The organism is Streptomyces sp. NBC_01446 (assembly GCF_026340095.1).
GTDB classification, from domain to species: Bacteria; Actinomycetota; Actinomycetes; order Streptomycetales; family Streptomycetaceae; genus Streptomyces; species Streptomyces aureus.
Genome location: NZ_JAPEPO010000001.1, coordinates 7480501 through 7502338 on the forward strand (window position 1 = coordinate 7480501; position 21838 = coordinate 7502338).

At 69.3% G+C, this 21838-nt stretch carries 16 protein-coding genes and 2 pseudogenes; 9 read left to right on the forward strand and 9 right to left on the reverse strand.

The annotated features are described in order from the left end of the window. Positions 1-140 precede the first annotated feature (140 nt). The gene (locus OG456_RS33785; protein WP_266567737.1) at positions 141-1220 is read left to right on the forward strand and encodes an NDP-sugar synthase; all 1080 of its coding nucleotides are present in this window, start codon (positions 141-143) and stop codon (positions 1218-1220) included. An 805-nt stretch (positions 1221-2025) separates the two neighbouring features. Here OG456_RS33785 and OG456_RS33790 read toward each other — a convergent pair. Together OG456_RS33790 and OG456_RS33795 are read right to left on the reverse strand one after the other, a co-directional pair. After that, positions 2026-3705: a glycosyltransferase family 2 protein gene (locus OG456_RS33790; protein WP_266569518.1), complete on the reverse strand. Its 1680-nt coding sequence runs from the start codon at positions 3703-3705 to the stop codon at positions 2026-2028. A 63-nt stretch (positions 3706-3768) separates the two neighbouring features. After that, positions 3769-5994, reverse strand: coding sequence for a bifunctional glycosyltransferase family 2 protein/CDP-glycerol:glycerophosphate glycerophosphotransferase (locus tag OG456_RS33795; RefSeq protein ID WP_266567738.1), 2226 nt, complete (start codon positions 5992-5994; stop codon positions 3769-3771). Between the two features lie 275 nt (positions 5995-6269). Between OG456_RS33795 and galE the strand changes: the two genes are divergently transcribed. Both galE and OG456_RS33805 read left to right on the forward strand, forming a co-directional pair. Then, positions 6270-7259 carry a UDP-glucose 4-epimerase GalE gene (gene galE / locus OG456_RS33800; RefSeq protein ID WP_266567740.1) on the forward strand — a complete coding sequence of 330 codons (990 nt, stop codon included), beginning with the start codon at positions 6270-6272 and terminating at the stop codon, positions 7257-7259. A 116-nt stretch (positions 7260-7375) separates the two neighbouring features. Then, positions 7376-7753: a hypothetical protein gene (locus tag OG456_RS33805; protein WP_266567742.1), complete on the forward strand. Its 378-nt coding sequence runs from the start codon at positions 7376-7378 to the stop codon at positions 7751-7753. A 164-nt stretch (positions 7754-7917) separates the two neighbouring features. Here the strand turns inward: OG456_RS33805 and OG456_RS33810 are convergent. Continuing rightward, positions 7918-8106 (reverse strand): annotated as a pseudogene (locus OG456_RS33810) (helix-turn-helix domain-containing protein); the annotation flags it as partial. Between OG456_RS33810 and OG456_RS50860 the strand changes: the two are divergent. After that, positions 8027-8452, forward strand: a pseudogene (locus tag OG456_RS50860) (hypothetical protein); the annotation flags it as partial. The pseudogenes OG456_RS33810 and OG456_RS50860 sit on opposite strands and share 80 nt — an antisense overlap. A 165-nt stretch (positions 8453-8617) precedes the next feature. Here OG456_RS50860 and OG456_RS33815 read toward each other — a convergent pair. Beyond that, positions 8618-9679 carry an MFS transporter gene (locus OG456_RS33815; protein ID WP_266567744.1) on the reverse strand — a complete coding sequence of 354 codons (1062 nt, stop codon included), beginning with the start codon at positions 9677-9679 and terminating at the stop codon, positions 8618-8620. Positions 9680-9826: 147 nt separating this feature from the next. Here OG456_RS33815 and OG456_RS33820 point away from each other — a divergent pair, with 147 nt between their 5' ends. The 3 genes from OG456_RS33820 to OG456_RS33830 are packed head-to-tail and all read left to right on the forward strand — an operon-like array spanning position 9827 to position 13052. Then, positions 9827-10480, forward strand: coding sequence for a response regulator transcription factor (locus tag OG456_RS33820; protein WP_266567746.1), 654 nt, complete (start codon positions 9827-9829; stop codon positions 10478-10480). Then, positions 10471-11739 (forward strand): HAMP domain-containing sensor histidine kinase, encoded by a 1269-nt coding sequence (locus OG456_RS33825; RefSeq protein WP_266567748.1) that lies wholly within the window; start codon positions 10471-10473, stop codon positions 11737-11739. Before OG456_RS33820 ends, OG456_RS33825 begins: the two co-directional genes overlap by 10 nt. Positions 11740-11777: 38 nt before the next feature. Then, positions 11778-13052: a hypothetical protein gene (locus OG456_RS33830; RefSeq protein WP_266567750.1), complete on the forward strand. Its 1275-nt coding sequence runs from the start codon at positions 11778-11780 to the stop codon at positions 13050-13052. Positions 13053-13721: 669 nt separating this feature from the next. Here OG456_RS33830 and OG456_RS33835 read toward each other — a convergent pair. Beyond that, positions 13722-14105: a BlaI/MecI/CopY family transcriptional regulator gene (locus OG456_RS33835; RefSeq protein WP_266567752.1), complete on the reverse strand. Its 384-nt coding sequence runs from the start codon at positions 14103-14105 to the stop codon at positions 13722-13724. 322 nt (positions 14106-14427) lie between these two features. Here OG456_RS33835 and OG456_RS33840 point away from each other — a divergent pair, with 322 nt between their 5' ends. Next, positions 14428-14817: a hypothetical protein gene (locus tag OG456_RS33840; protein ID WP_266567754.1), complete on the forward strand. Its 390-nt coding sequence runs from the start codon at positions 14428-14430 to the stop codon at positions 14815-14817. Between the two features lie 54 nt (positions 14818-14871). Here the strand turns inward: OG456_RS33840 and OG456_RS33845 are convergent, their stop codons facing one another. The 4 genes from OG456_RS33845 to OG456_RS33860 form a co-directional block, all read right to left on the reverse strand. Beyond that, complete coding sequence (locus OG456_RS33845; RefSeq protein WP_266567756.1) at positions 14872-15672, reverse strand: SDR family NAD(P)-dependent oxidoreductase; 801 nt, start codon at positions 15670-15672, stop codon at positions 14872-14874. Beyond that, positions 15665-18358 carry a family 78 glycoside hydrolase catalytic domain gene (locus OG456_RS33850; RefSeq protein WP_266567758.1) on the reverse strand — a complete coding sequence of 898 codons (2694 nt, stop codon included), beginning with the start codon at positions 18356-18358 and terminating at the stop codon, positions 15665-15667. Before OG456_RS33850 ends, OG456_RS33845 begins: the two co-directional genes overlap by 8 nt. A 48-nt stretch (positions 18359-18406) precedes the next feature. Next, complete coding sequence (locus OG456_RS33855; RefSeq protein WP_266567760.1) at positions 18407-19717, reverse strand: MFS transporter; 1311 nt, start codon at positions 19715-19717, stop codon at positions 18407-18409. Between the two features lie 118 nt (positions 19718-19835). Next, entirely contained in the window at positions 19836-21026 is a 1191-nt protein-coding gene (locus tag OG456_RS33860; protein ID WP_266567762.1) for a family 1 glycosylhydrolase, read from the reverse strand. Between the two features lie 193 nt (positions 21027-21219). Between OG456_RS33860 and OG456_RS33865 the strand changes: the two genes are divergently transcribed. Further along, the gene (locus OG456_RS33865) at positions 21220-21837 is read left to right on the forward strand and encodes a TetR/AcrR family transcriptional regulator (RefSeq protein ID WP_266567764.1); all 618 of its coding nucleotides are present in this window, start codon (positions 21220-21222) and stop codon (positions 21835-21837) included. Position 21838 lies beyond the last annotated feature (1 nt).

A 21838-nucleotide genomic window follows, 5' to 3' on the forward strand; every position in this document is an offset into this window, starting at 1 on the left:
CAGTGCGGGGTGGCGGCCCACCGGCAAACCGGCATCCCTTACGCGGCCGTTTCCCGCGCTGATCCGTCATGGCGCGCAGCACCGCACCTTCCGTCAACCCCCCGAGCACTCCGAAATCTTCGCAAGACAGGTGATAGTCAATGGAAGCCATCCTCTTGGTCGGCGGGAAGGGGTCCCGCCTGCACCCGGTCACGGAACACACGCCGAAGCCGATGGTCCCGACCGCCGGGGTGCCCTTCCTTGCACACCAGCTCGGCCGGGCGCGGGCCGCGGGCGTCGGCCATGTGGTGCTCGCCACCTCCTACCTGGCCGAGGTCTTCGAGCCGTACTTCGGTGACGGCGCGGACTTCGGCCTTCGCATCACGTACGTGCACGAGACTGAACCGCTTGGCACCGGCGGCGCGATCCGCAACGCCGCCACGGCGCTGAGCTGCGGCCCCGAGGAGCCGGTGCTGGTCTTCAACGGCGACATCCTCACCGGGCTCGACATCGCCGCTCTGGTGGAGCAGCACCGCGCCGCGCGCGCCGACGTCACGCTCCACCTCACCCGGGTCGAGGACCCCAGTGCGTTCGGCCTGGTCCCGACCGACGCAGCCGGGCGTGTGCTGGCTTTCACCGAGAAGCCCGATCGCCCCGAGGAGATCGTCACCGACCAGGTCAACGCCGGGTGCTACGTATTCCGTCACTCGGTCATTGCCACCATCCCGGCCGGCCGGCCGGTCTCGGTGGAGCGCGAGACCTTCCCCGGGCTGCTCGCCTCCGGGGCTCTGCTGCACGGGGTGGTCGACCAGACGTACTGGCTCGACCTGGGCCGGCCTGAGGCGCTGATCCAGGCATCCGCCGACCTGGTGCGCGGAGTTGTCCCCTCCCCGGTGCTGTCCGGCCGGGTGGGCGAGTACCTGATGATGCCGGGGGCACACGTCGACGACGGCGCCAAGCTCTTCGGCGGCACGGTGGTCGGCGCGGGGGCGCACATCGCTGCCGACGCGGTGGTCGAAGGTTCGATCGTGCTCGACGGTGCACGGATTGAGGCGGGTGCGTACGTACGCTCCAGCCTGGTCGGTTCGGGAGCGCGCATCGGCCCGCGCACAGTGCTGGAGAACGCCGTGATCGGAGACCAGGCCGAGATCGGCGGGGACAACGAACTGCTCGCCGGAGTGCGTGTGAGGGGCCGCGCGTCGATTCCGGACGCCGCTATCCGCTTCTCGTCGAACTCCTGACGGCAGATACCCAACCGACCCGAGAGAAGGGAAGACACTTGAGTGAGAGTGTTGGCGAAACCGGACTTTGACGATGCGGTCGCAGCCTTGCGCCGTCCTCGCGCTCCCCACGCTGTGGACGTAGCCGGTGTCGGCCCACGCTTGGTCACGCGAGGGTTGGTGGCGGCTATGTGGAACATCAGGTGCATGCCGCCGACGTTGTCGGAGATGCTGGGATACGAGCGGTGTCGCGTCATGTGTCGGTATTACCGTCGAGCAGACCGCCTCCCCAGGGCGCAAACGAGGTCAGCCGGAGGCGCGTTGGGATCAGACAGGAGTGAACCGAAGGAAACGGGGACGCCGGACGACGACACGAGTCCCTGGCTCCGCATCAGACGCACCCGCCCCACAGGCCCCACACTGACTCGATCTACCAATCGACGCCAAACAGCCCTGGCGGGACAAATCGCTCTTTAAGTGCTACTTCGCCAAGAAGAACTTGCGTCCCGAACGTCTGGCGCTGCTGCGCCAATGTCACGTCGCTGGGTGATCCAGTACACCCCGGGCAACGGGCTCTCCCCAAAGAACCCCGAGGTCCGGCAGGTCGCAACCAGCCGTAGTGGCGAGGTCCTGCTCCGGGTCCGCGACTCCTGAGACGTCGTACGACGCCCCCAGCCTCTCGCATGCAGCGGAGCTCGAGGGCGTCGCCGAGGCGGCACGAGAGAGTCCTGTCCCACCGCCTCGCACGGGTTCGACGGCGGGAAGCGGCACGTCATCACCGTGCCTGGGTCTGCTGCTGGTGATCACAACGGGAAGTGACCGGCTGCTATTTCACCAGACCGCGGATCACACCGCGCGCTTGGCGCAGGCCGGGTCCCGCGGCTTTGCGCAGCGTGGGCAGGTGCGGTTCCGCCTTCGCCAGCAGTCCCGCGCGCTCCCATGTGATCTTGAGACGGCCGCCGCCGTGGCCCTCGGGCTCGACGGTGACGTGGTGTTCGGCCATGCCGCGGCGGTGGGTGACCTTCTTGCTCAGCCGGGGAAAGTTCAGCGGGGCGAGCAGCACGCCGGTGTTCTTCTGACGGTGCTGGGAGATGGTGAGCACGGGATGGCGCACCCCGGAGAAGCCTTGCAGCGGAAATGAGACTGCACCGAGATCGATGGTGACGGTGCCCTCGAAGAGCCCCGGGTGGACCGGGTCGAGCCGGAAGGAGGTGCTGAGTCGCTTTCTCGCGGGCGCGAGGTGGATCGTCGCTACGACCGAGCCCATCGGCAACTGGTTTCCCGGGTCGTAGGTGCGCACGTCCAGGGTGATGCGGGAGCCGGAGGCCGGCGTGACCCGGGTGATCTCGTGTCGCACCAGGGCGTTGCGGAACGGCCGGATACGCGGGGCCAGATCGGTGATCTCCAGCTCGCGGGCGGAATCCGGGTCGGCAGGGATCACCGAACCCCAGTAGACGCGCCCTGCGGCGTCCTCCGTGACTTCACGCGGTCCGGCCGCCCGGTCCATGCCGCGCGCTGCTAGCTGCGCCTCCTCGAACCGCCCTTCGCGCACGAGCTGGATGACGACCCGCTGGTCTCGCGGCAGGCGTTGGAACGCCTCGGGGGCGAGCGTGTCGAGGTACGGCGAGACTTCGTCGCTGAACTGCTTGATCCAGTCGTGCGTGCGGTACGGCAGGTCGCCGGTGTACATCCGCAGGTCGTGCCTGAGGAACTTGAAGTCCTTGTCGGGCTTGATCTCCTGGTGACCGCTGTCGACCAGGAAGTCGTCGATGAGCCTCGCGACATCGACCCGGTCGCGGACATTCTCGATGCGGTGGCGCTGGTTGGAGATGGACAGCGCGTCAGTGGCCTCGAACGGTGAGATGTACCAGCTGTAGACCGGGTCCGGGACGATGGTGAAGGCGCGGGCGAGGCAGTACGCCTGCGCCGAGAACAGCTGGTCCTCGTAATGGATGCCGAGCGGGAAGCGCAGCGTGTGCCGGTCGATGAACTCCCGGCGGTACATCTTGTTGGTCGACAGGTGCTCAAACAGCACGCTGGGCTCGCGTCGGATGCCACGCACCGTGCGTGTGCGCTCGAACAGGTGCGGGTGCCAGTAGGAAAGAGTCCCGGTGTCGGTGCGGACCCGCTCGACGGCACCCATCGCGAAGTCGACCTCACTGTCGGCACTCAGCGCCTCCAGCAGGATCTCGCAGGCCCGCTCGGGGAGTGTGTCGTCGCTGTCGAGGAACATCAGGTACGGCGCCCTGGCGATCTCCATCGCCGCGTTGCGCGGGGCGCTGCACCCACCGCTGTTCTGCGGCAGGCGGTGGTAGATGATGCGGTCGTCCTGAGCCGCCAATGCCCGTGCCACGTCAGGGGTGTTGTCAGTGGAATGGTCGTCACTGATGATGATTTCGATGTTGCGCAGGCTCTGGCGGCGCAATGACTCCACCGCGCGCGGCAGTCGTTCGGCGTCGTTGTACACGATCACTGTGACGGTGACGTCGGGGGCCGCCTTGGCCATGGATCCTCCGGTGGGAAATGCTCGGTGAGTGGAGTCGTGGGCGAAGCTGGTCACGGGCGTCACCTATGCGGACGGGTACGAGGCGGCGGCCGACTCGGGGGTCGGGGCAGGCACGCGCTGGTCGAGCGGAATGACCGGCGGGACAGCCTCCTGCCCGAGGAAGACATGGCGCGCGACCCGCTCGGCGGCATGCCCGTCGTCGAACTCGCAGAATCTGCGCCGGAATTCGGCCCGCTTGGCCGCTGTGGCCTCGTCCCGCCAGCCGCCGTCCAGGAAGAACCGCTCGATATCGTCCTGGCTCAGGGCGACCGCGCCGGGGGCTTGCTCGGTGAGGTCGAAGTAGACGCCACGGGTGGCGGAATAGGTCACCCAGTCGTCGGCGAAGACCACGATCGGGCGGTCCAGGTTGGCGTAGTCGAACATCACCGAGGAGTAGTCGGTGATCAGCGCGTCGGATGCAAGGCCCAACTCCTCGACGGAGTCGTACCTGGAGACGTCAATGATCAGTTCGCGCCGGTGCAGCTCCTGCAGCGGGGAGAGGCCGCGGTCGTAGAAGTAGTGGCCGCGCACCAGCAGGACGAAATCGTGACCGAGGGTCTTCGCCAACCGCTCCAGGTCGAGCCGCGGAGTCCAGGCGGCCTCGTAGTCCCGGTGCGTCGGCGCGTACAGCAGTGCCTTCCTGCCGGGCGCGATGCCGAGCCGCTCGCGGATGCGCAGCACGTCCTTGGCGGTCGCGGTGTAGTAGAGGTCGTTGCGCGGGTAGCCGTAGTCGAGCGAGGTGAACGGTACTGGGTACGCACGCGACCAGGTCTCGGTGGAATGCCGGTTGGCGGAGACGCTGTAGTCCCAGCGGGCGCACCGCTCCAGCAACGCCTCGTAGTCCACGCCACGCGAGGTGGCCGGGTACGGGATCTGGTCGGTGCCCATCCGCTTCAGCGGCGTGCCGTGGTGGGTCTGCACATGGATCTGGCCCGGTCGCTTGATCACCGAGTCAGGGAAGTTGACGTTGTTGACCAGGTACTTGGCACGTGCCAGCACGCTCCAGTACCTGCGTGAGCCGGGCACCACGTAGTCGATCCCGGCGGGAACCAGCGGCACGTCGTCGCGCCGGACCACCCACACCTGGCGCATCTGCGGGGCGAGTTCGCCGAGCTTGGCGGAGATCGCGCCGGGGTTGCAGGTGAAGCCGCGGTCCCAGTAAGCGGAGAAGACGGCGAGGTCCTCCTCGATCGGATGGCGCAACTGCTCGCGGTACGCGCCCTCCTTCGCCACCTCGGCGGCCTTCTTCTTCGCCTTGGCTGCGAGGGTGCGGACGCTGCGGCGCTTGCGGTTGGCGAGCTGCAATGCTCGGTAGCCGGAGTAGGAGTCGTGCTCCAGCATGGCGTGGCGCACGCCGTTGAGGTTGGCGGGCCGCTGGTAGTCGGCGGGCTTGTAGCGCAGGAAGTGCGCGGAGGCGCAGTGGAAGAACTCCGCCTGATCCCGGTCGGATATCCCCGTCAGGGTGAGCACCTTCAGGTAGCGGCGGACCATGCCGCTGAAGACGATCCGAGCGGCCTCGGTCATCGCGGGCCCGGAGCCGAGCAGCTTCCACAGCGCCTCGTACTGTCGGAAGAGGTTGTAGTGTCCTTCCTCGCCCAGCGGTACCTCGCGCGCATTACGGCGCACCAGCACCGCCTCGGTGATCGCGATCCGTTCGGCGGCGAGCAACGAGCCGATCGCCGGGAGCACCTCGGTGTACTCGTCCTGGCCGAACAACTCCTGGTGCGCGGCGTAGAAGTCGGTGCGCAATACGCGATTGGCGATCGTCGGCGTCAGGTTCAGCGTCTTCTGCCGCGCCTCGATAGTGAAGACCCCGCTGCCGGGGGCCATGAACAACCGCCCGTCGCCGCTGCCGATCGAAGAGTTGGACCAGGTCGAACGGACGTGGTCGAAGACGATCACGTCGGGCCGTTCGGTGTCTTCGGCGCGGCGGGCCAGCGCCATTAGCGCATCCGGCATGAGGGAGTCGTGCCCCTCCAGGAACAACACGTAGTCGCCGCCGGCCATCTGGGCTCCGGCCACCCGCGCGGCACCGGCCGGCAGCCGACGTGGCAGGCACACGGCCCGCACCCGCTCGTCCCGTTCGGCGTACTCGTCGATGATGGCTCTGCTGGCGTCTGTCGAGGCGTTGTCGACGACGACGACTTCGACCTCGGTGTCAGCACCCGCCCCGTTCAGGGCGCTCTCGAGACACTCCCGGAGGTAGCCCTGCGCATTGAGGGCGGTGACGATGACGCTGAACATAGTCATGAAGTGACTTTTCCTGATGACGACGGGACCAATACGGGTGGTGTTGCGAGGGGCAATGAGAGTCTCGAATGTTCAAGTACTGAAATCCTGCGGCCGCTTTGCCGATGGGCACACCTGTATGCCGCGCGGCGCACACCGTCCTGAACACGCTACGCACCACCCCACAAAGACCAGGTGAGAGAGAGGAAAGAAAAAGGGAAGCGAAAGACAGGAGATCAACGAGCGACGTCACGCGGCTTCGGACTGTGTCGCTCCCCGTCGTTAGGGTGGCGCTCATGACGACGTGGTTGATCACAGGCGGAGCGGGCTACATCGGGGCGCACGTCGCGCGTGCCATGGCGGAAGCCGGAGAGCGGGTGGTCGTCTTCGACGACCTCTCCACCGGCATCCCCGAGCGGTTGCCGCGGGAAATACCGCTGGTGAAGGGCTCCACGCTGGACCGCGCGGCGCTTGATGCGGCCATCACGGAGCACGGCGTGACCGGTGTCGTCCACCTCGCCGCGAAGAAGCAGGTTCCCGAGTCGGTCGCGCAGCCGCTCTTCTACTACCGGGAGAACGTGCAGGGCTTGGAGGTCCTGCTGGGCGCCTGCGCGGCGGCGGGCGTCCAGCACTTCGTCTTCTCCTCTTCCGCGGCGGTGTACGGCATGCCGGATGTGGACCTCGTCACGGAGGACACTCCCTGCGGGCCGATCAATCCGTACGGCGAGACAAAGCTCGCCGGCGAGTGGCTGGTCCGCGCGGCCGGTGCGGCGTACGGCATCAACACGGTCTGCCTGCGCTACTTCAACGTGGCCGGGGCGGCCGCGCCCGAGCTCGCCGACGTCGGCGTCTTCAACCTGGTTCCGATGGTCTTCGAAAAGTTGGACGCGGGAGAGTCTCCGCGGATCTTCGGTGACGACTACGCCACCCCCGACGGCACGTGCGTACGCGACTTCATCCACGTCCAGGACGTCGCCTCCGCCCACCTCGCCGCCGCGCGCCGTCTCGCCACGGCCTGCGCGGCCGGTTCTGCGGGGGACCTGACAGTGAACATCGGCCGCGGTGAAGGGGTCTCCGTCGCCGAGATGGTCGACCGCATCCGCGCCCACACGGGCCGCGCCGGCCTTCTCCCGAAGACCGAGCCCCGGCGACCCGGCGACCCCGCGCGGGTCGTCGCCTCCGCGGATCTGATCGTCAAGGAACTGGGGTGGTCCGCGCGGCACGATGTCGACGAGATGATCGCCTCGGCGTGGGCGGGTTGGCGCCTCCGCCACGGTGGAGTTTGACGGCCGGGCGCGGCGGTGCCGGTGCCGTATACCGCCCGTCGGGCGCCGGAGGCAGACTGTCCAAGAGCACGACGGACCGCGGGCAGAGCCCTCAGCTTGTTCTCAAGGTCGGAGCGGTGTCGGAGCGGTGTCCTACGACGTGTGGTGCGTCCGCCGAGCTGTTCGCCCGTCTTTGGGCGCTCGTCCGCCGCGGCGACCGGGGCCGTCTGTCCTACGCCGGGCAGAGGAGATCTTCGAGTACGCCACGCGGCTGCTGGCCCCAACCCCCCCTCGCCAGCCCGGAGGACATCGCCCACCTGGAGGGCTTCACGCTGCACCGGCTCCGCCACAGTGCTCTGACGGATGGCGCCGAGCGCGGCACCTCCACCCCCATGCTGCTGGCCCGCTCCCGCCACGCCTCCGTCCGCTCCCTGGAGCGGTACGCCCGCCCCGGCGTCGACGCGGTCGCCCGACACATTGCTGAACGCGACCCCGCCGCACGTCGCCGGACGTGACACCCCTCGTTTGCGGCTGCTGACGATCTTGCTGGGGTGAGCCGGTCGGCGTTCGTGGTGCTGAAGGCGCGCAGCGGAGGGGTCAGGCGCAGCTCGGATGTTGTCGTAAACAAGATCGATCTTGTTGCCCGGCGGGCGGCGGCCTCGGCTGCTGGCTTCGCGCGTCAGCTCTCCAGGCGGTAGCCGTGTCCCCTGAGTGTGGTGATGCGGGGGAGGAGGGCCGGGCGGGAGGCGGTGTGGGTGGCCTCGGTGAGGCGGCGGCGCAGGCTGGCCATGGTGACGTCGAGGGTTTTGGTGGAGCCGAACCAGTTCTCGTCCCAGACGTCGGCCATCAAGGTCTCACGGGAGACGGACGACGTCGAGAAAATCGCCACCCGTAAGGGCGAGGCCCTCTACTGGATCGCGATCCTGGTATCCAACACCCTCGGCACCGCCAGCGGGGACTGGCTGGCCCACGGCACCGGACTGGGATTCCGCAACGCCTTCTTCGTCATCGCCGGAATAATGCTGCTGCTGCTGGCCGCCCACTACCTGACCAGCATCAACAGCATGGTGTTGTTCTGGCTGGCATTCGTCCTGACGCGCCCATTGAGTGCCGCCGCCGGTGATTCGATCACCAAACCCGTCAGCCAGGGAGGACTCGGGCTGGGCACGCTGTGGGGTTCGGTGACGCTGGCGGCAGTGCTCACCGTGTTGGTCGCCTGCGAGACCTGGCACATCCGGCGTCACCCGCTCGACCTGTTGCCGGCCCCGACCCACAGGATCACCGGACAACCGCAGCAGCCCAACGGACAGGTCGTCCTGGCCTACGGCCCGCACCCCGACCAGATCCTCCAGACCTCGAAGGGAGCCGGTACCAGCGGCCTAACCCCCGGACAACGCGAGGGAGTTGGACGTCCCGGTCGTCCTCATCAGGCCCGCGGTCAGGCCTGCGAGGAGGAGGCAGAGGACCGCCCAGCAGGGCGGGCCGTTGAGGCTGCTGTACACCGCCGTGCCGAGGCCCTGGCCGATAGATTGGGCCGTGATCAGGGCGCCCGCCGTCGCTCCGGAGTGCCGGGGGACGACGCCGATGGTCGCGCCAGCGAAGAGCGGTGTGAAGACGAGGCCTGCCAGGACCACGCAGGGCAGCAGGAGCATGTACGGGGCCTCGGCGCCGATGGCGATGACAACCGGGGCCAGTCCGAGCAGCGTGACTAGGGAGCCCGCCACGATGAGACGGCGAGGCGGCACGGCGCGCGCGAGCAGGCGGGGTGCGATCAGGGTGGAGCCGGTGACGATCGCGGCGAGTATGGGCAATAACGGAATGCCGCACTGATCCGTGGGGTTGGCGGTTCCGTAGCCCATTATCTGGGCCAGGGGTGGCATCAGGCAGAGGATGCCGGCGCCAGTGAGGGCCATGGTCAGGAAGCCACCGAGGCGGCTGCGGTCCCTATGGACGTACAGCGACAGTAGCGGGCTCGATGTCTGGCTCTGCCGCCACAGCAAGGTGAGCAGGTCGAGGCCGATAGCGAGCGCGCCGACCACCCGCTGGTCGCCCCAGTCGGTCCACCACTGGACCCGGGTGGGGCCGAAGGTGAGGGCGGCTGGCCCGAGGGAGCCGAGCAGCGCACCTGGCAGGCAGGTCGAAGGGGGTACCGGCGTCGGTGTCGGTGCGGTCCACCGGGGCGTCGTGCGGCAGCAAGCGGACGCCACCAGGGCGACCAGAGCGAAGACCAGGTTAAAGCCCAGAATCGGGCACGCGGGCAGGGACCCACCCGTGAGCAGCCCCAGCACCGGACCACCGACGCTGACCACGGCGTAGACCCCGAAAGTCCTGACGCGTTCCCTCGGTCCGGTGAAACCGGTGGCCACCATGGCGAGCGCCGCCGCCGTCACGAGCGCGCCCAAACCGCCCTGCAGGACCCGGCCCAGGACCACCGCGGGCATGGAGGAGGAGAGGGGGGAAGGCGCCGGCCGCGCCGCAGAGCGGGCTGGCCGCCGCGAAACCCGCCAAAGGGACTGGCCCGGTCCCGACCGTCAGGCGGCTGATCAGGGCAGATGGAGAACTGGGACGGAAGTATCTAGGGTCAGCACGTGGCTTTCATCATGGTGTGCGAAGACGACGCGGCGGTCCGCGGCGTCCTCAAGCGCGCCCTGGAGCACGACGGCCACACCATCTCCGTCGCCGCCACGGCCGACAGCCTGCTGCGGCAGCTCGCACCGGCGCCCCATCTGGTCGTCCTGGATCTCGGACTCCCGGACGCCGACGGCCGCGACGTCTGCCTGGCCCTGCGGGCTCGCGGCGTCGACGCACCGGTGTTGATGCTCACCGCCTTGGACGGCCTGCATCACAAGGTGGGCGGCTTCGAGGCCGGCGCCGACGACTACATGACCAAACCCTTCGACATCCCGGAACTGCTGGTCCGCGTCCGAGCGCTGCTGCGCCGGGCCACCGTGTCACCCTCACCGCGCGAGGTCGTCCTCGATCCGGCGAAGCACGTGGTGACCCACGACTCGGTGAGCCAGAGCCTGACCCCGACCGAGTTCCGGCTACTGGGCCGCCTGATCGCCTCCCAGGGCGACGCGGTACGCCGCCACGCCCTCATCGCTGCCGGCTGGCCACACGGAGCGCAGGTCAGCGACAACACCCTCGACTCCTTCGTGCGCCGGCTGCGGACCAAGCTCGGTCCGCTGGGTGTGGCCGAGCGTCTGGCGACCGTCCGCGGCGTGGGCTACCGATGGCAGTGACGGGATTCCGCAGGAGGGCCGTCGCGCTCACTGTGCTGATCGCCACCGCCGTGGTCGCGATACTGGTCGTGCTCTCGCACGTGCTGCTGAGCGGGGTCACGGACGCCGACGCGCACGATCTGGCGCGTACCCGCGCCGAGGCGGTCGCGGCGAACGTCACCACTGTGGGCGGCCGTGTCGTACTGACGGAGAACAGCAGCGAGGCGCTGGACGAGGTCGCCTGGGTATATGCCGACGGCCACCTGATCGACGGGAACGTACCGGCAAGCATGGTCGAGCGCGTCGAGGCGCTCGCAGGCTCACGGCGATCGCAAACCGCCGCCGTCGACACCTACCTCCTGTACGCGCGGCAGGTCCCGATCGACGGCCACCACGTCATGGTGATCGTCCGCGTGGACCTCACGCCCTACGAGACATCCGAGCAGCACAGTCTGACCTTGTCGCTGATCCTGGGCGGCCTCGCAATCCTCCTGGCCGGCGGTGTCGCACACCTCGCAGTGCGCCGCGCGCTGCGGGTCGTCCAGGAGATGGCCGCCCTCGCCGACGACTGGGGCCATCACGAACCCGGGCGCCGCTTCAACCTCGGAGCCCCCCGCGACGAGTTCGGGGAACTGGGGCGGACCCTGGACAACCTCCTGGAGCGCGTCGACAACGCACTGGCGGACGAGCGCCGGCTCACCGACGAGATCGCCCACGAACTGCGGACACCGCTCACGGTCCTGCGGGCCGAGGCGCAGCTGGCGCAGCTGTCCGGCGAGCCGGTGGCGCCGGAGGCGGTGCTGAGCGAGGTCGACCGCCTCAATGCGGCGATCACGACGATTCTGCGCGCCGCGCGCGCACGGACAGACGCTGGTACCCGGTGCGATCTCCGCTCCGCCGCGTTGCAGGCGATCGCTGGCCGCGCGGTCGAGGTCGCCTTTCCCGCGAAGGCCGAGGTTGCCATGGCGGCCGACGTCGCCGTGTCGCTGCTGTCGCCCCTGCTGGACAACGGCCTGCGGCATGCGCAGTCGCGTGTGTGGATCACCGCGCGCATCCAGGGCGAGGCAATCGTGGTCGATGTCCTGGACGATGGCCCCGGGTTCGATCCCGCAGAGGTCGACCGGGTCTTTGAAGCGGGTGTGACCGGCGGCGGCGGGTACGGGCTGGGGCTGCCGGTGGTCCGGCGCATCGCCGCCTCGGCCGGTGTGGAGGTCCGCGCGATCGCGGACGGCCGCGGTCACGTCGAGGTGACACTTCCAGCCGCGCGTGCGGCCACGTAGTCAGGTTGCTTGCAGGTTCCCCGCGTAAACCTCCCCGCATGACAACGACAACGGAAGCACGCACGCGCAGCGGGCGCCTCATGCTCAACAAGGTTCCCGAGGTCACCATCTGGTTCTGGGTGATCAAGATCCTTTGCACGACCGTGGGTGAGAGCTTCGCCGACTGGATCAACATGAAGCTGGGCGTCGGCCTGGTGAACACGGCCTGGATCTTCACCGCGATTTTCGTCGTGGTCCTGGCCGTCCAGCTGCGGCTGAAGCGGTACGTCCCGTTCCCCTACTGGCTGACCGTGGTCGTTGTCAGCGTCACGGGCACCCTGTACACCGACATCCTGACCGACCAGCTGAACGTGCCGCTGTGGATCAGTTCCGCGGTCTTCTCGGTGCTGCTCGCGGTGGTCTTCGGCGTGTGGTGGCTGCGTGAGCGCACGCTGTCGATCCACTCGGTCACCACGCTCTCGCGGGAGTCGTTCTACTGGCTGACCGTCCTGGTCACCTTCGCGCTCGGCACCGCGACCGGCGACTGGACCCTGGAGCTGACCGGCTGGAGCCCGGGCGTCTCTGTGTTGCTGCCGCTCGGCCTCATCGCGGCGATCACGGCGCTGTGGCGGTTCGGCGCGAACCCGGTGCTGTCCTTCTGGCTCGCCTACATCCTGACCCGCCCGCTGGGCGCGAACATCGGCGACTGGTTCGCCTCCCCCAAGGTCGCCCAGGGCCCGGGCGAACCGACCGGTATCGCGCTGGGCACGTTCACCACCAGCCTGATCTTCCTCGGCCTGATCCTGGCGACGGTGGTCTACCTGACGGTGACGCGCTCGGATGTGACCGAGACCCACGAGGCGACCCACGCCGCACACGCCACCGGCGACCCGCGCAAGGAGCGCACCGCGCTTGCCGGCTTCGGAGTGCTGGCCGTCGCCACCGCGGGCCTGCTGGTCTGGGCCCACGGTCAGCCGCACGTCGGCCCGGCGCCGGAGACCGACAACACCTCCGCCGTCCAGATGGCTCCCGGCCAGGCGGTGAAGAAGTTCCCGCCCGCGAAGGTCGCAGCGCTGAAGACCCTCGCCTCCACTTCGCTCAAGGACGCACGCTCGGGGAACGCGACCGGCGCCCACGCGGCCGCCCAGTCACTGCGTGACCTGTGGGATGCCGACGAGGGCTCGCTGCAGCCGCTGGACCAGACCGGCTGGACCTCCATCGACGCCCAGATGGACAAGGTGCTCAAGACCTTCGGCATCGATCATTCGAACCCGCCGATGTCGCCTGCGCAGCAGGAGAACGAACTGACCGCCCTCCTGACGGACATGGGCTGACAGACCGCACAGCGCCCGGCCAGCCCACCCGGCCGTCGGGCTCGGTGTGCCGGGCTGCGCCGAGAACCGCGCCGCCTCGGCACACGCCGACGAGCCGCGGACAGCGCAGGCGGCCGGGGCCGCTTATGGCAGCCCGGGCGTGTCCGCAGACTCTCGTGGAGCGGTCGAAGCCGGCGTCAATGGCTTCGACCGCCCCGAGATCGCGGCCGGCTTCGGCATCTCGGTGGGAACCGCCCACGCCCACACCACTTCGCCACCCTGTCTCTCCCCTCGTAGCGTGAAGACTGTGACTGATGGGGAAGTTGAGTCATGGCAGAGCTGCGTCGAAAGTTCGAGCCGGAGTTCCGTGAAGGTGCGGTCCGAAACGTGATGGAGACGGGAAACCGATCGCACAGGTCGCGAGGGATCTGGGCGTCGGCGAGGGGACCTCGGGGACGCGGGTGAGCAGAGCCAGGAAGGCGTCCGAGAGCGCGAAGACGTGCGGCGTGAGTGAGTCCGAGCGCGCCGAGGGCCACGGTGCTGGACGCGGCGAGGATCAGTCCGGCTGCTGTCAGCAGCCATGTCGCCAGCCGCAGTTCGAGGCGGCGGGCCAGCGTGCCCGCGTTCACTCCGGCCAGCGTGGGAAGCAGCAACCAGGTAGACGGCCAGGTGCCTGGGTGTGCGTCTCCGCTAGCCGTCGCTGCCCAGAAGGCGGCGCAGCAGGTCTTCGTCGTCGGACAGCTCGTCCACGAAGTGGGTCAGCACCGAGGCGCGGTCGGTGCCTGCATCCGTCACTTGGTGCATGTGCCTCGCGGTCAGCCCTGACTCGTCGGTGACAGGCCTGTAAGCGTAACTTCGACCCAGAGGCGTTCGCTCGAGAATTCCGCGGCCTTTCAGCCGGGCGAGCGTGGTGGCCAGAGTGGTGTGGGCAAGCGGCGCCATCAGGCGTTCAGCCACGTCCCCAGGTGTCAGCGCGCGTTCGGCGGAGTGCAGCAAGCCGAGAATTTCGGCCTCCAGCGCGCCGTTGGCCCGGCGCCTGCCACCTGCCCCGAGAACGGGCTCCTGGGCACCCAATGCCGACCTCCCGACTTCGGGGTCTACAGTCGCCAATATCTTCTATTCGCGAATAGAAGATATTGTGTCCGTCCAGCCCCGCCGCCATGTGCTGAGAGCGGCGGCCCCGCTCACAGGTTGCCTGATGCCCCCTTCCCCTGCCCACAGCCCTCGGCACAAGGGCATGCCGTGGTGGCCTGCTGCGATCATCGAGGTCGTCTGCGCTGTTGCGCTCGGAGCCCTGGTCGCGGCGGTTGCAGCGCGGGCCTCGCCCTTCCCTCTGGACACCGCCGCGCACCAGTGGGTGCTTGGCCATCGTCCCGCTTGGGCGAGGCAAGCGGCCGTGGCAATCACCGTGACGGGCAGCGGAGTACCCGCCTACGTGTTGGCGGCACTGGCCGGAGCGCTCACCCAACGTGCCGCGTTCTGGCCCGGCGCCCTAGCGGGGGCACTCGCTCTGCTCTCGGCGCGGCTTCCGCGTATCGCCCCGGCCTCGGCGCTGGCAAGGCCGCGCCCGCCAGCCGAGGACTGGGCGGCTAAGGCCGGTGGTTGGGCCATGCCCTCCGGACACACCACGACGTCCATGGTGGTCGCCCTCCTGCTCACCACGCTGGCCCTGACGGGCTGGAGCGTCGCCATGCCGCAGCTTCGGCGCATGGTCCTCGGCCCCGATGTCGGCATGGACGAGCTACGTCGAGAAGTCGCTCGTACGTTGGCCTCGTTCCCCAAGTGAGCCTTGGCGGCGGCTTGTTAGGACCGCCGCGACGTGCGGCATCACCCGTCCAGGTCAGGCTGTCGTGCCGCCGTCGGCGAGCAGCGTGCTGCCGGTCATGAACATCGACAGGTCGCTGACGCAGAAGAAGACGACGCGGGCGATGTCGTCGGGTGTGCCGGCGCGGTCGATCGGGCTGGGCATCATCAGGGCCACGTCATCGGCCGTGAGGTCCGGGTCGCCCGCTGCCGCGACGGCCAGTCGGTTGCCCTCGGTCGGTACGTAACTGGGCGCGACGGCGAGCACGCGGATGCCCTGTGGCGCCAGCTCCAGAGCGCTCTGCCGGGTGAGGCCGCGCACCGCGTGCTTGGAACCGACGTACGCGGCGAGGCCGGGCGCGCTGCCGCGGAAACCCGCGGTGGAGCACACGTTCACGATGACGCCGCCCTCGCTCATGACCCGGGCGGCCTCGCGGGTACCGGCCAGGGTGCCGCGCGCGTTGACCGCGAAAACCTGGTCCCACGTCGCGTCGTCCAGGTCCGCGATCGACACGCTCGGGAAGACGCCCGCGTTGTTGACCCACCCGTCGAGCCCGCCCCAGCGCGTCGCGGCGAGATCCGCCGCTTCCCGTACGTCGTCGGAGTCGGTGACGTCCATCTCGACGCCGACGACGTCGGTGCCGTGGCGGTCGGCGAGTTCGGCGGCCGTGACCTTGGCGAGTTCGGCGTCGATGTCGCCGAGGAGCAGGCGGGCGCCGGCCTCGGCGAGCCGGGCGGCGATCGCCTTGCCGAGACCACGGCCGCCGCCGGTGACGACGACGCGGCGCTCGCGCAGGCTGATCAGCTCGGAGAGGGAAGCGGCGGAAACGTCAGGCATGGGCATGAGACACGTCCTTCGAGTCGAGGTTGGGGTTGGGGCTGGGATGTGCGCATTCGGCGTGTACGGGGCCGGGCCCGGCGGTGATGTGTGTGCCGTCCGGCAGGGCCAGCGTCGCGGTCGACCCGGCGGGCACGTCCACGTCGAGACGGAAGATGCCCGCTGAGATGGACCACTTGACTGTGATCACGCCCTGCGGGCCGTCGAACGAACCGGACGCCCAGGTCAGTCCGGCTCCCGGCACGGGCGACACGACGAACGTCTCCCAGGCGACCGACCCCGGCGCCTGCCGCAGGCCGAGCGTGTGGGTGTGCAGGAAGCGGACGACGGCGCCCTTGCTGTAGTGGTTCAGGGAGGCGGTGGCACGACCGTCGGCGTCGACACCGTCCCAGTCCTCCCAGATCGTGGTCGCGCCCCGGTCGAGCATGCCCAGCCAGGACGGCGAGGTGCGCTGCGTCAGGACGGTGTACGCGACATCGGCGTGCCCTGAGTCGGCGAGCACCGGAAGCAGATCGGCGGTGGACAGGAACCCTGTGGTGAGGTGGTCGTCCGCCGCATGGACCAGGTCCACCAGATGGGCGGCCACGGTGTCACGCAAGTGCTCCGGCACCAGACGGAAGGCGAGCGCTCGTACGTACGAGGCCTGCGTTCCGGCGGCGGTGCGGCCGTCGGCGTCGAGGAACTCCGTCCGCCAGGCCTCCCGCACTCGCCCTGCCAACTCGCCGTATCGGCGGGCCTCTTCATCCTTGCCGAGCACCGTGGCGATTGAGGCGACCATGCGTACGGAGCGGTAGAGGTATGCGGTCCCGACCTCACCCTTGTCGGCCATGAACCACCCCATGGGATCGGACGCGACCGGATCGATGAGCGAGCCGTCCGCCGCGCGTCGCTTCGGCTCGCACCACTCGCCCCAGTGGAACGTGCCGTCCCACACGAACTCCTCGTGCGGAAGAGGTACTAGGGAGCGCTCGACACGGGACGGGTGCCGCTTGGTGCGGGCCGCGTCGAGCGCGAACTCCACCCAGCGCACCATCGCGTCCCAGTTCTCCGCGAGGACCACGTCGTCGCCGTACGTCTCGTGAAGTACCCAGGGCACGTGGACGATCGCGTCGCCCCAGCCGGCGGACCCGGTGATGTGGTCGACCATGGGGTCGGGGTGCATCTTGAGGTGGTTCGGGTCGGGGGAGGAGTTCACGATCCGCCCGTCGGGCAGCTGGTCGTCGCGCACGGAGCGCAGCCACTTGCGGGAGAACCCGTCCACGTCGAAGAGGCGCACGGCGGTCGAGACGAAGACCTGATAGTCGCCGGTCCAGCCGAGCCGCTCGCGGGTGGGGCAGTCGGTGGGCACGTCGACGGCGTTGGAGCGGAAACTCCAGCGCGCCGCGTCATGCAGGCGCGTCAGGTCGGGGTCGCTGCAGGCGAAGGCGCCGGTGGGGCGCAGGTCGGTGTGGACGACCTGCATCGAGATCGCCTGCGCGAGAGTGGCGGCGTCGAGTCCGTCGCGCCGGACCTTGGCGTAGCGGAACCCATGGACGGTGTGCCGCGGTTCGAATGCGGCGCTGGTCGATCCGTCGGAGACGACCTCGTCGCGCTGCACGAACGGAACCGGGGGTTCGCCCGGACGGGAACTGTTGAGGTGCCCAGTCGTCAAGTCCCCCCCTGTGTCTGTGTGTTCGCCGTGCTCGATGACGGTGCGCGTACCGGCCGGGCCGAGATCCGTCAGGCGTATGCGGCCCGAGGCGTTCTGTCCGAAGTCCACGACGCAGGCGCCGTCCGGCGTCCGTGTCACGCCGACCGGCGCGATGCTCTCGATCCGGCGTACGGGCGGGGCCGGGGACCAGTCGACGTGGAGTGCCTCAACTGCGAGCAGATGAACGGAGGTTGGGGGATCGGCGGACGGGCGGAAGTCAGTGGTCTGCCCGTCCATCAGATCGGCCCGGACGATCGTGCTCGGCCGTGACACCCATGCGGGCCCGGTGCCGAAAGTCGACCACGTTCCGTCGTCGTAGTCGATGTGCACCTCCAGACGGGCGGCCGTCTGCGTGCCCCATCGCGCCGGCCGGCGCCAGGCACCCGTCTTGCCCCGGTACCAGCCGTCCGACAGCACGATCTCAAGGGAGTTGGGCCCCGGCCGCAGGTACGCGGCGATGTCCTCGGCCTGGGCGTGGAGCGTCTCGGCGTACGACGTGGAGCCGGGCGCGAGTTCGGTATCACCGACCCGGCGGCCGTTGAGGAACACCTCGTACACGCCGAGGGCGGTCGCGTACAGCCGCGCCCTGGCCCACGGCCGATCCTCATCGACGACGACGGAGCTGCTCAGCGCGTGCACGGAACCGGGTTCCGCCTCGGGTGGGGAGATCCAGCGGGACGACGTCCAGTCGGGGGCGAGCAGCCCCACTTCGAAGTCGTGGGGCACCGACCAGGGGGAAACGGCGTCGCCCGCACGCGTACGCACCTGCCAGCTGACCCGGTCCCTGCTGGTGAGCGGGTGCCACGGCCACGGCACGAACAGGTGGCGTGGCGAGGTGCCGCCGGCCGGGGGCAGGGCGATGCCGTTCACGTGCGCCCGGAGTTCGTAGCCGTCCTGCGCCGGCCGGCCCGCGGGCAGTTGCCAGGACAGGCGGGGTTGGGCGTCGCGGACGGCGGGCCCGTCCGTGCTCAGGTTCACCGGAGCATCTGCGTCCATGGAATTCGTTCTCTCCGAACCGTTCACAAGGGTGCTGGGGCGTGCGGCTCAGCGGACCGACCGCACGCGCGTCACGATCAACAGGCCGCCCACCAGGGCGAAGACGGCGCCCGTCAGATAGAGCGCGGTGTAGTTCTTGGTGTCGCCCGTCGTGCTCAGGGCGATGATGACCGGTGCCACCAGCGGGGCGAGGGCGCTGGGGATCTTCTGTGAGAAGGCGACCATCGCCATGTAGCGGCCGGCCTCGGCGCGGTCCGGCAGGACCGCCATGGCGATCGCCTGGTCGACCGAGGAGAAGACGGCGATGGCCAGCTGCATCAGTACCGAGCCGACGAACAGCATCGGGAAGGAGTACGCGAACGCCTCCACGACCGCGCCGCAGATGAACAACAGCGCGCCGATCATCGTGAACAGCCGTCTGCGGCCCAGCTTGTCGGAGAGGAACCCGCCGCCGACCGCCCCGGCCATGGCGGCGACGATGCCCACCATGCCGACCGTGGCGACCGCCCCCGCGACCTCCTTCACCGGAAGGTCGAGGCGCTGCGAGTAGAAGAAGGTGCTGAAGGTGGTGTTGAAGTACAGCCCCATGAAGAAGACGAACCGGCCGAGCCAGTTCCAGCCGAAGTCGGGGTGCTTGCGCGGGTTGAAGACGTAGCTCGCCAGGATCCTCCTGAGCGACACCGGCTCAGCCGCCCTGGTGGTCGTAGGGGAGTCGGGCTCGGCGCCGCGCACCGCGAACGTCATCGCGAGGGCCAGACCCAGCACACCGGGCACGACGAAGACGAGGAGTGTGCCCGGCAGGACCGCGGCGAGGCCGATGCCGACGACCGGGCCGATCTGCCCGGTGACCGCGGTGAGCCCGGAGACCTTGCCGCGCTGCTCCTCGGGGACGCGGTCGGCCTGGAGGGTGAGGATCGCCTGGGAGGCGCTCGCCCAGCCGAGCATCGCGACGATCCAACCGGCCCCGATCAGAAGCAGGTTCGGGGCGAGGGAGATGGCGGTGAGCGCCAGCAAGCCGAGGACGCTGCCGCCGATCAGGAACGGCTGCCGACGGCCGAAGGGGCTGCGCGTCCGGTCGCTCCAGGTGCCGAGCAGCGGGCTTGCGACGAGGTAGACGGCCTGGGCTATGCCGGTGACGTAGCCGAGCACCTCCTCCCGGCCCGGCGCGAGCTGATCGATGCGCAGGGCCAGGGTGTACGTCAGGGGGAGGACGTAGGCCATGGAGACGCCGAAGTTGGCGGCGACCATCCAGATCAGGTAGCCACGCCCGACCCGGTGCGGGCCGGTGGCGGGGGTGGGCGGCTCGAGGGCCGTGGCGGGGCCGGTGCGGCTGCCGGACAGGGGTGTCTCGTCCTGCACGGTGACTCCGTTGTCAAAGGGGTACGAGGGTGTGCGATGTGGGACGTGCGAGAGGTGTGGTGCATCAGGTGCATGAACTGTGGGGTGCTCACGGGGTGTTGACCGGGCGGGGGAGATGTCAGGGGCGGCCGCGGCGCGCGACCTCGCCGAGCCATGCGAGGCTCGGCTTCGGGGTGCGCGTGAACGTCTCCCGGTCCACTGCGATCAGACCGAACGTCGGCTTCCAGTGCCCCCACTCGTAGTTGTCGAGCGCGCTCCAGTGCAGATAGCCGCGTATGTCGATGCCGTCGTCGGCCGCCGCGAAGAGGTGGCGCAGCGCTTCGCCGGTGTAGGTGACGCGGCGCTGGTCGTCGGCGGTCGCGATGCCGTTCTCGGTGACGAGGATCGGGACGCCGCCTGTCACGTCCCAGGTGTGGCGCACCGCCATGCCGAGCGCGTCGGGCCGGTAGGCGGTGCCGACCAAAGTGTTGTCGGGGTGCGGCGGGTGCGGCTCGATGCCGTCCGTGCCGACCCACTGGCTCGAGTACGACTGGACACCGACGAAGTCGTCACCGCGCGCGGCCTCCAGGTACAGGTCCTCCCAGATGTGCTCCAGCTCGCGCCGCTTCTCCTCGGCGCCGGCGCGCGCGGCGAACGCGCGGTTGGCCACACTCCAGCCGACCGCCGCGCCGGTGCTGGCCCGCACGATGTCGCGGACGGCGTGGTGCGCCTTGACGAGCGCGGCACCGATCTCCGGGTCCGGCGCGGGCAGCGTGGGGCGTGAGTCGTTGTCCACGGTCGGGCTCTGCCAGCTGTCGGTGGGGTGCTCCCGCATCTGTCGCTCGATGGTGAGCATCATCGCCAGCATGTTGGGCTCGTTCATGGTGACGACGTACGGCACGTCGTCGAGGATGCCGGTGACCTGCTCGACGTACGAGACGAACCGGTCGACGGCCCGCTCTCCGAGCCAGCCGCCCTCCTCGGCGAACCAGCGCGGATTCGTGAAGTGGTGCAGGGTGATCACGGGCGTGAGACCGTGCCCCAGTGCGGTGTCGATCATGCGCCGGTAGTGGGCGAGGGCGGCGCGGGAGAAGTGTCCGGGAACCGGCTCCACACGGGCCCACTCGACACCGAAGCGGTAGGCGGTGAGTCCGGCGTCCGCGAGCAGGCGCATGTCCTCCTCGTAGCGGTGGTAGCTGTCGACGGCGTCGCCGCTGCGCTCCATGCCGGGCATCTGGCCCTCGCGGGCCCACCAGTCGCTGTTGACGTTGTTGCCCTCGATCTGGTGCGGGGCGGTGGCGGCGCCCCAGAGGAAGGTCGACTTGTCCATGAAGTGGTCCTTGAGAAAGGGAGGAGGAAGAAGAAGGGCGGGCCTGAAGTGCCGAAGTCCAGTGCCGTGCGGGCGCCGATTGGAATGTAACCACCTTGGCTACTTTTCGTGCGAGATTAAACTCCCGGGCAGCGGCAGAGAGCAAGACCCTGGTACGAATCAGTGGGCACGGGTCAACGGCGCAGGAGGCATCATGAGTTCGTCGAGCACCGGCACCGGCCGCCGGGGGCAGTACGCCACCACGCCGGCCCGGCGGCTGCAGATCGTCCGGGCGGCCCTGGCGAGCTTCGCCGAGCACGGCTTCGAGCGGGCCTCGCTGCGCGACATCGCCGCCCGCGCCGGGGTCACGCACGCCGCGCTGCTGCGCCATTTCGCGGGCAAGGAGGAACTGCTCCTCGCCGCCCTCACGCAGCGTGAGGCGGACGAGGAGGAGCAGGCTGCCCGGATCATTGCCTTGGGGACAGCCGGTCCCGCGGTGCTCAGCGCGGTCCTCGCCGACGAGTTTGCCGACCCGGACTACCAGCGCAACTGGATGGCGCTTGCCGTCGCCGCGACCAGCCCCGACCACCCGGCACACGACTTCTTCGCCAAGCGGCGCGAGCGGATGCGCACCCGGTTCCGCACCAGCAGTCTGCGCACGGCGTACGACAGCCCCGAGGTGACCGCGGACGAGAAGGTGGTGATGGTGCTCGCGATGATGGACGGGTTGCGGATCCAGACCCTGCTCGACCCGTCACAGGACGCGCTGCGCCTGCTGGAGATCTTCATGCGGGCGGTGATCGGGCCCGAGCCCGAAGAAGACGACGCCTGAC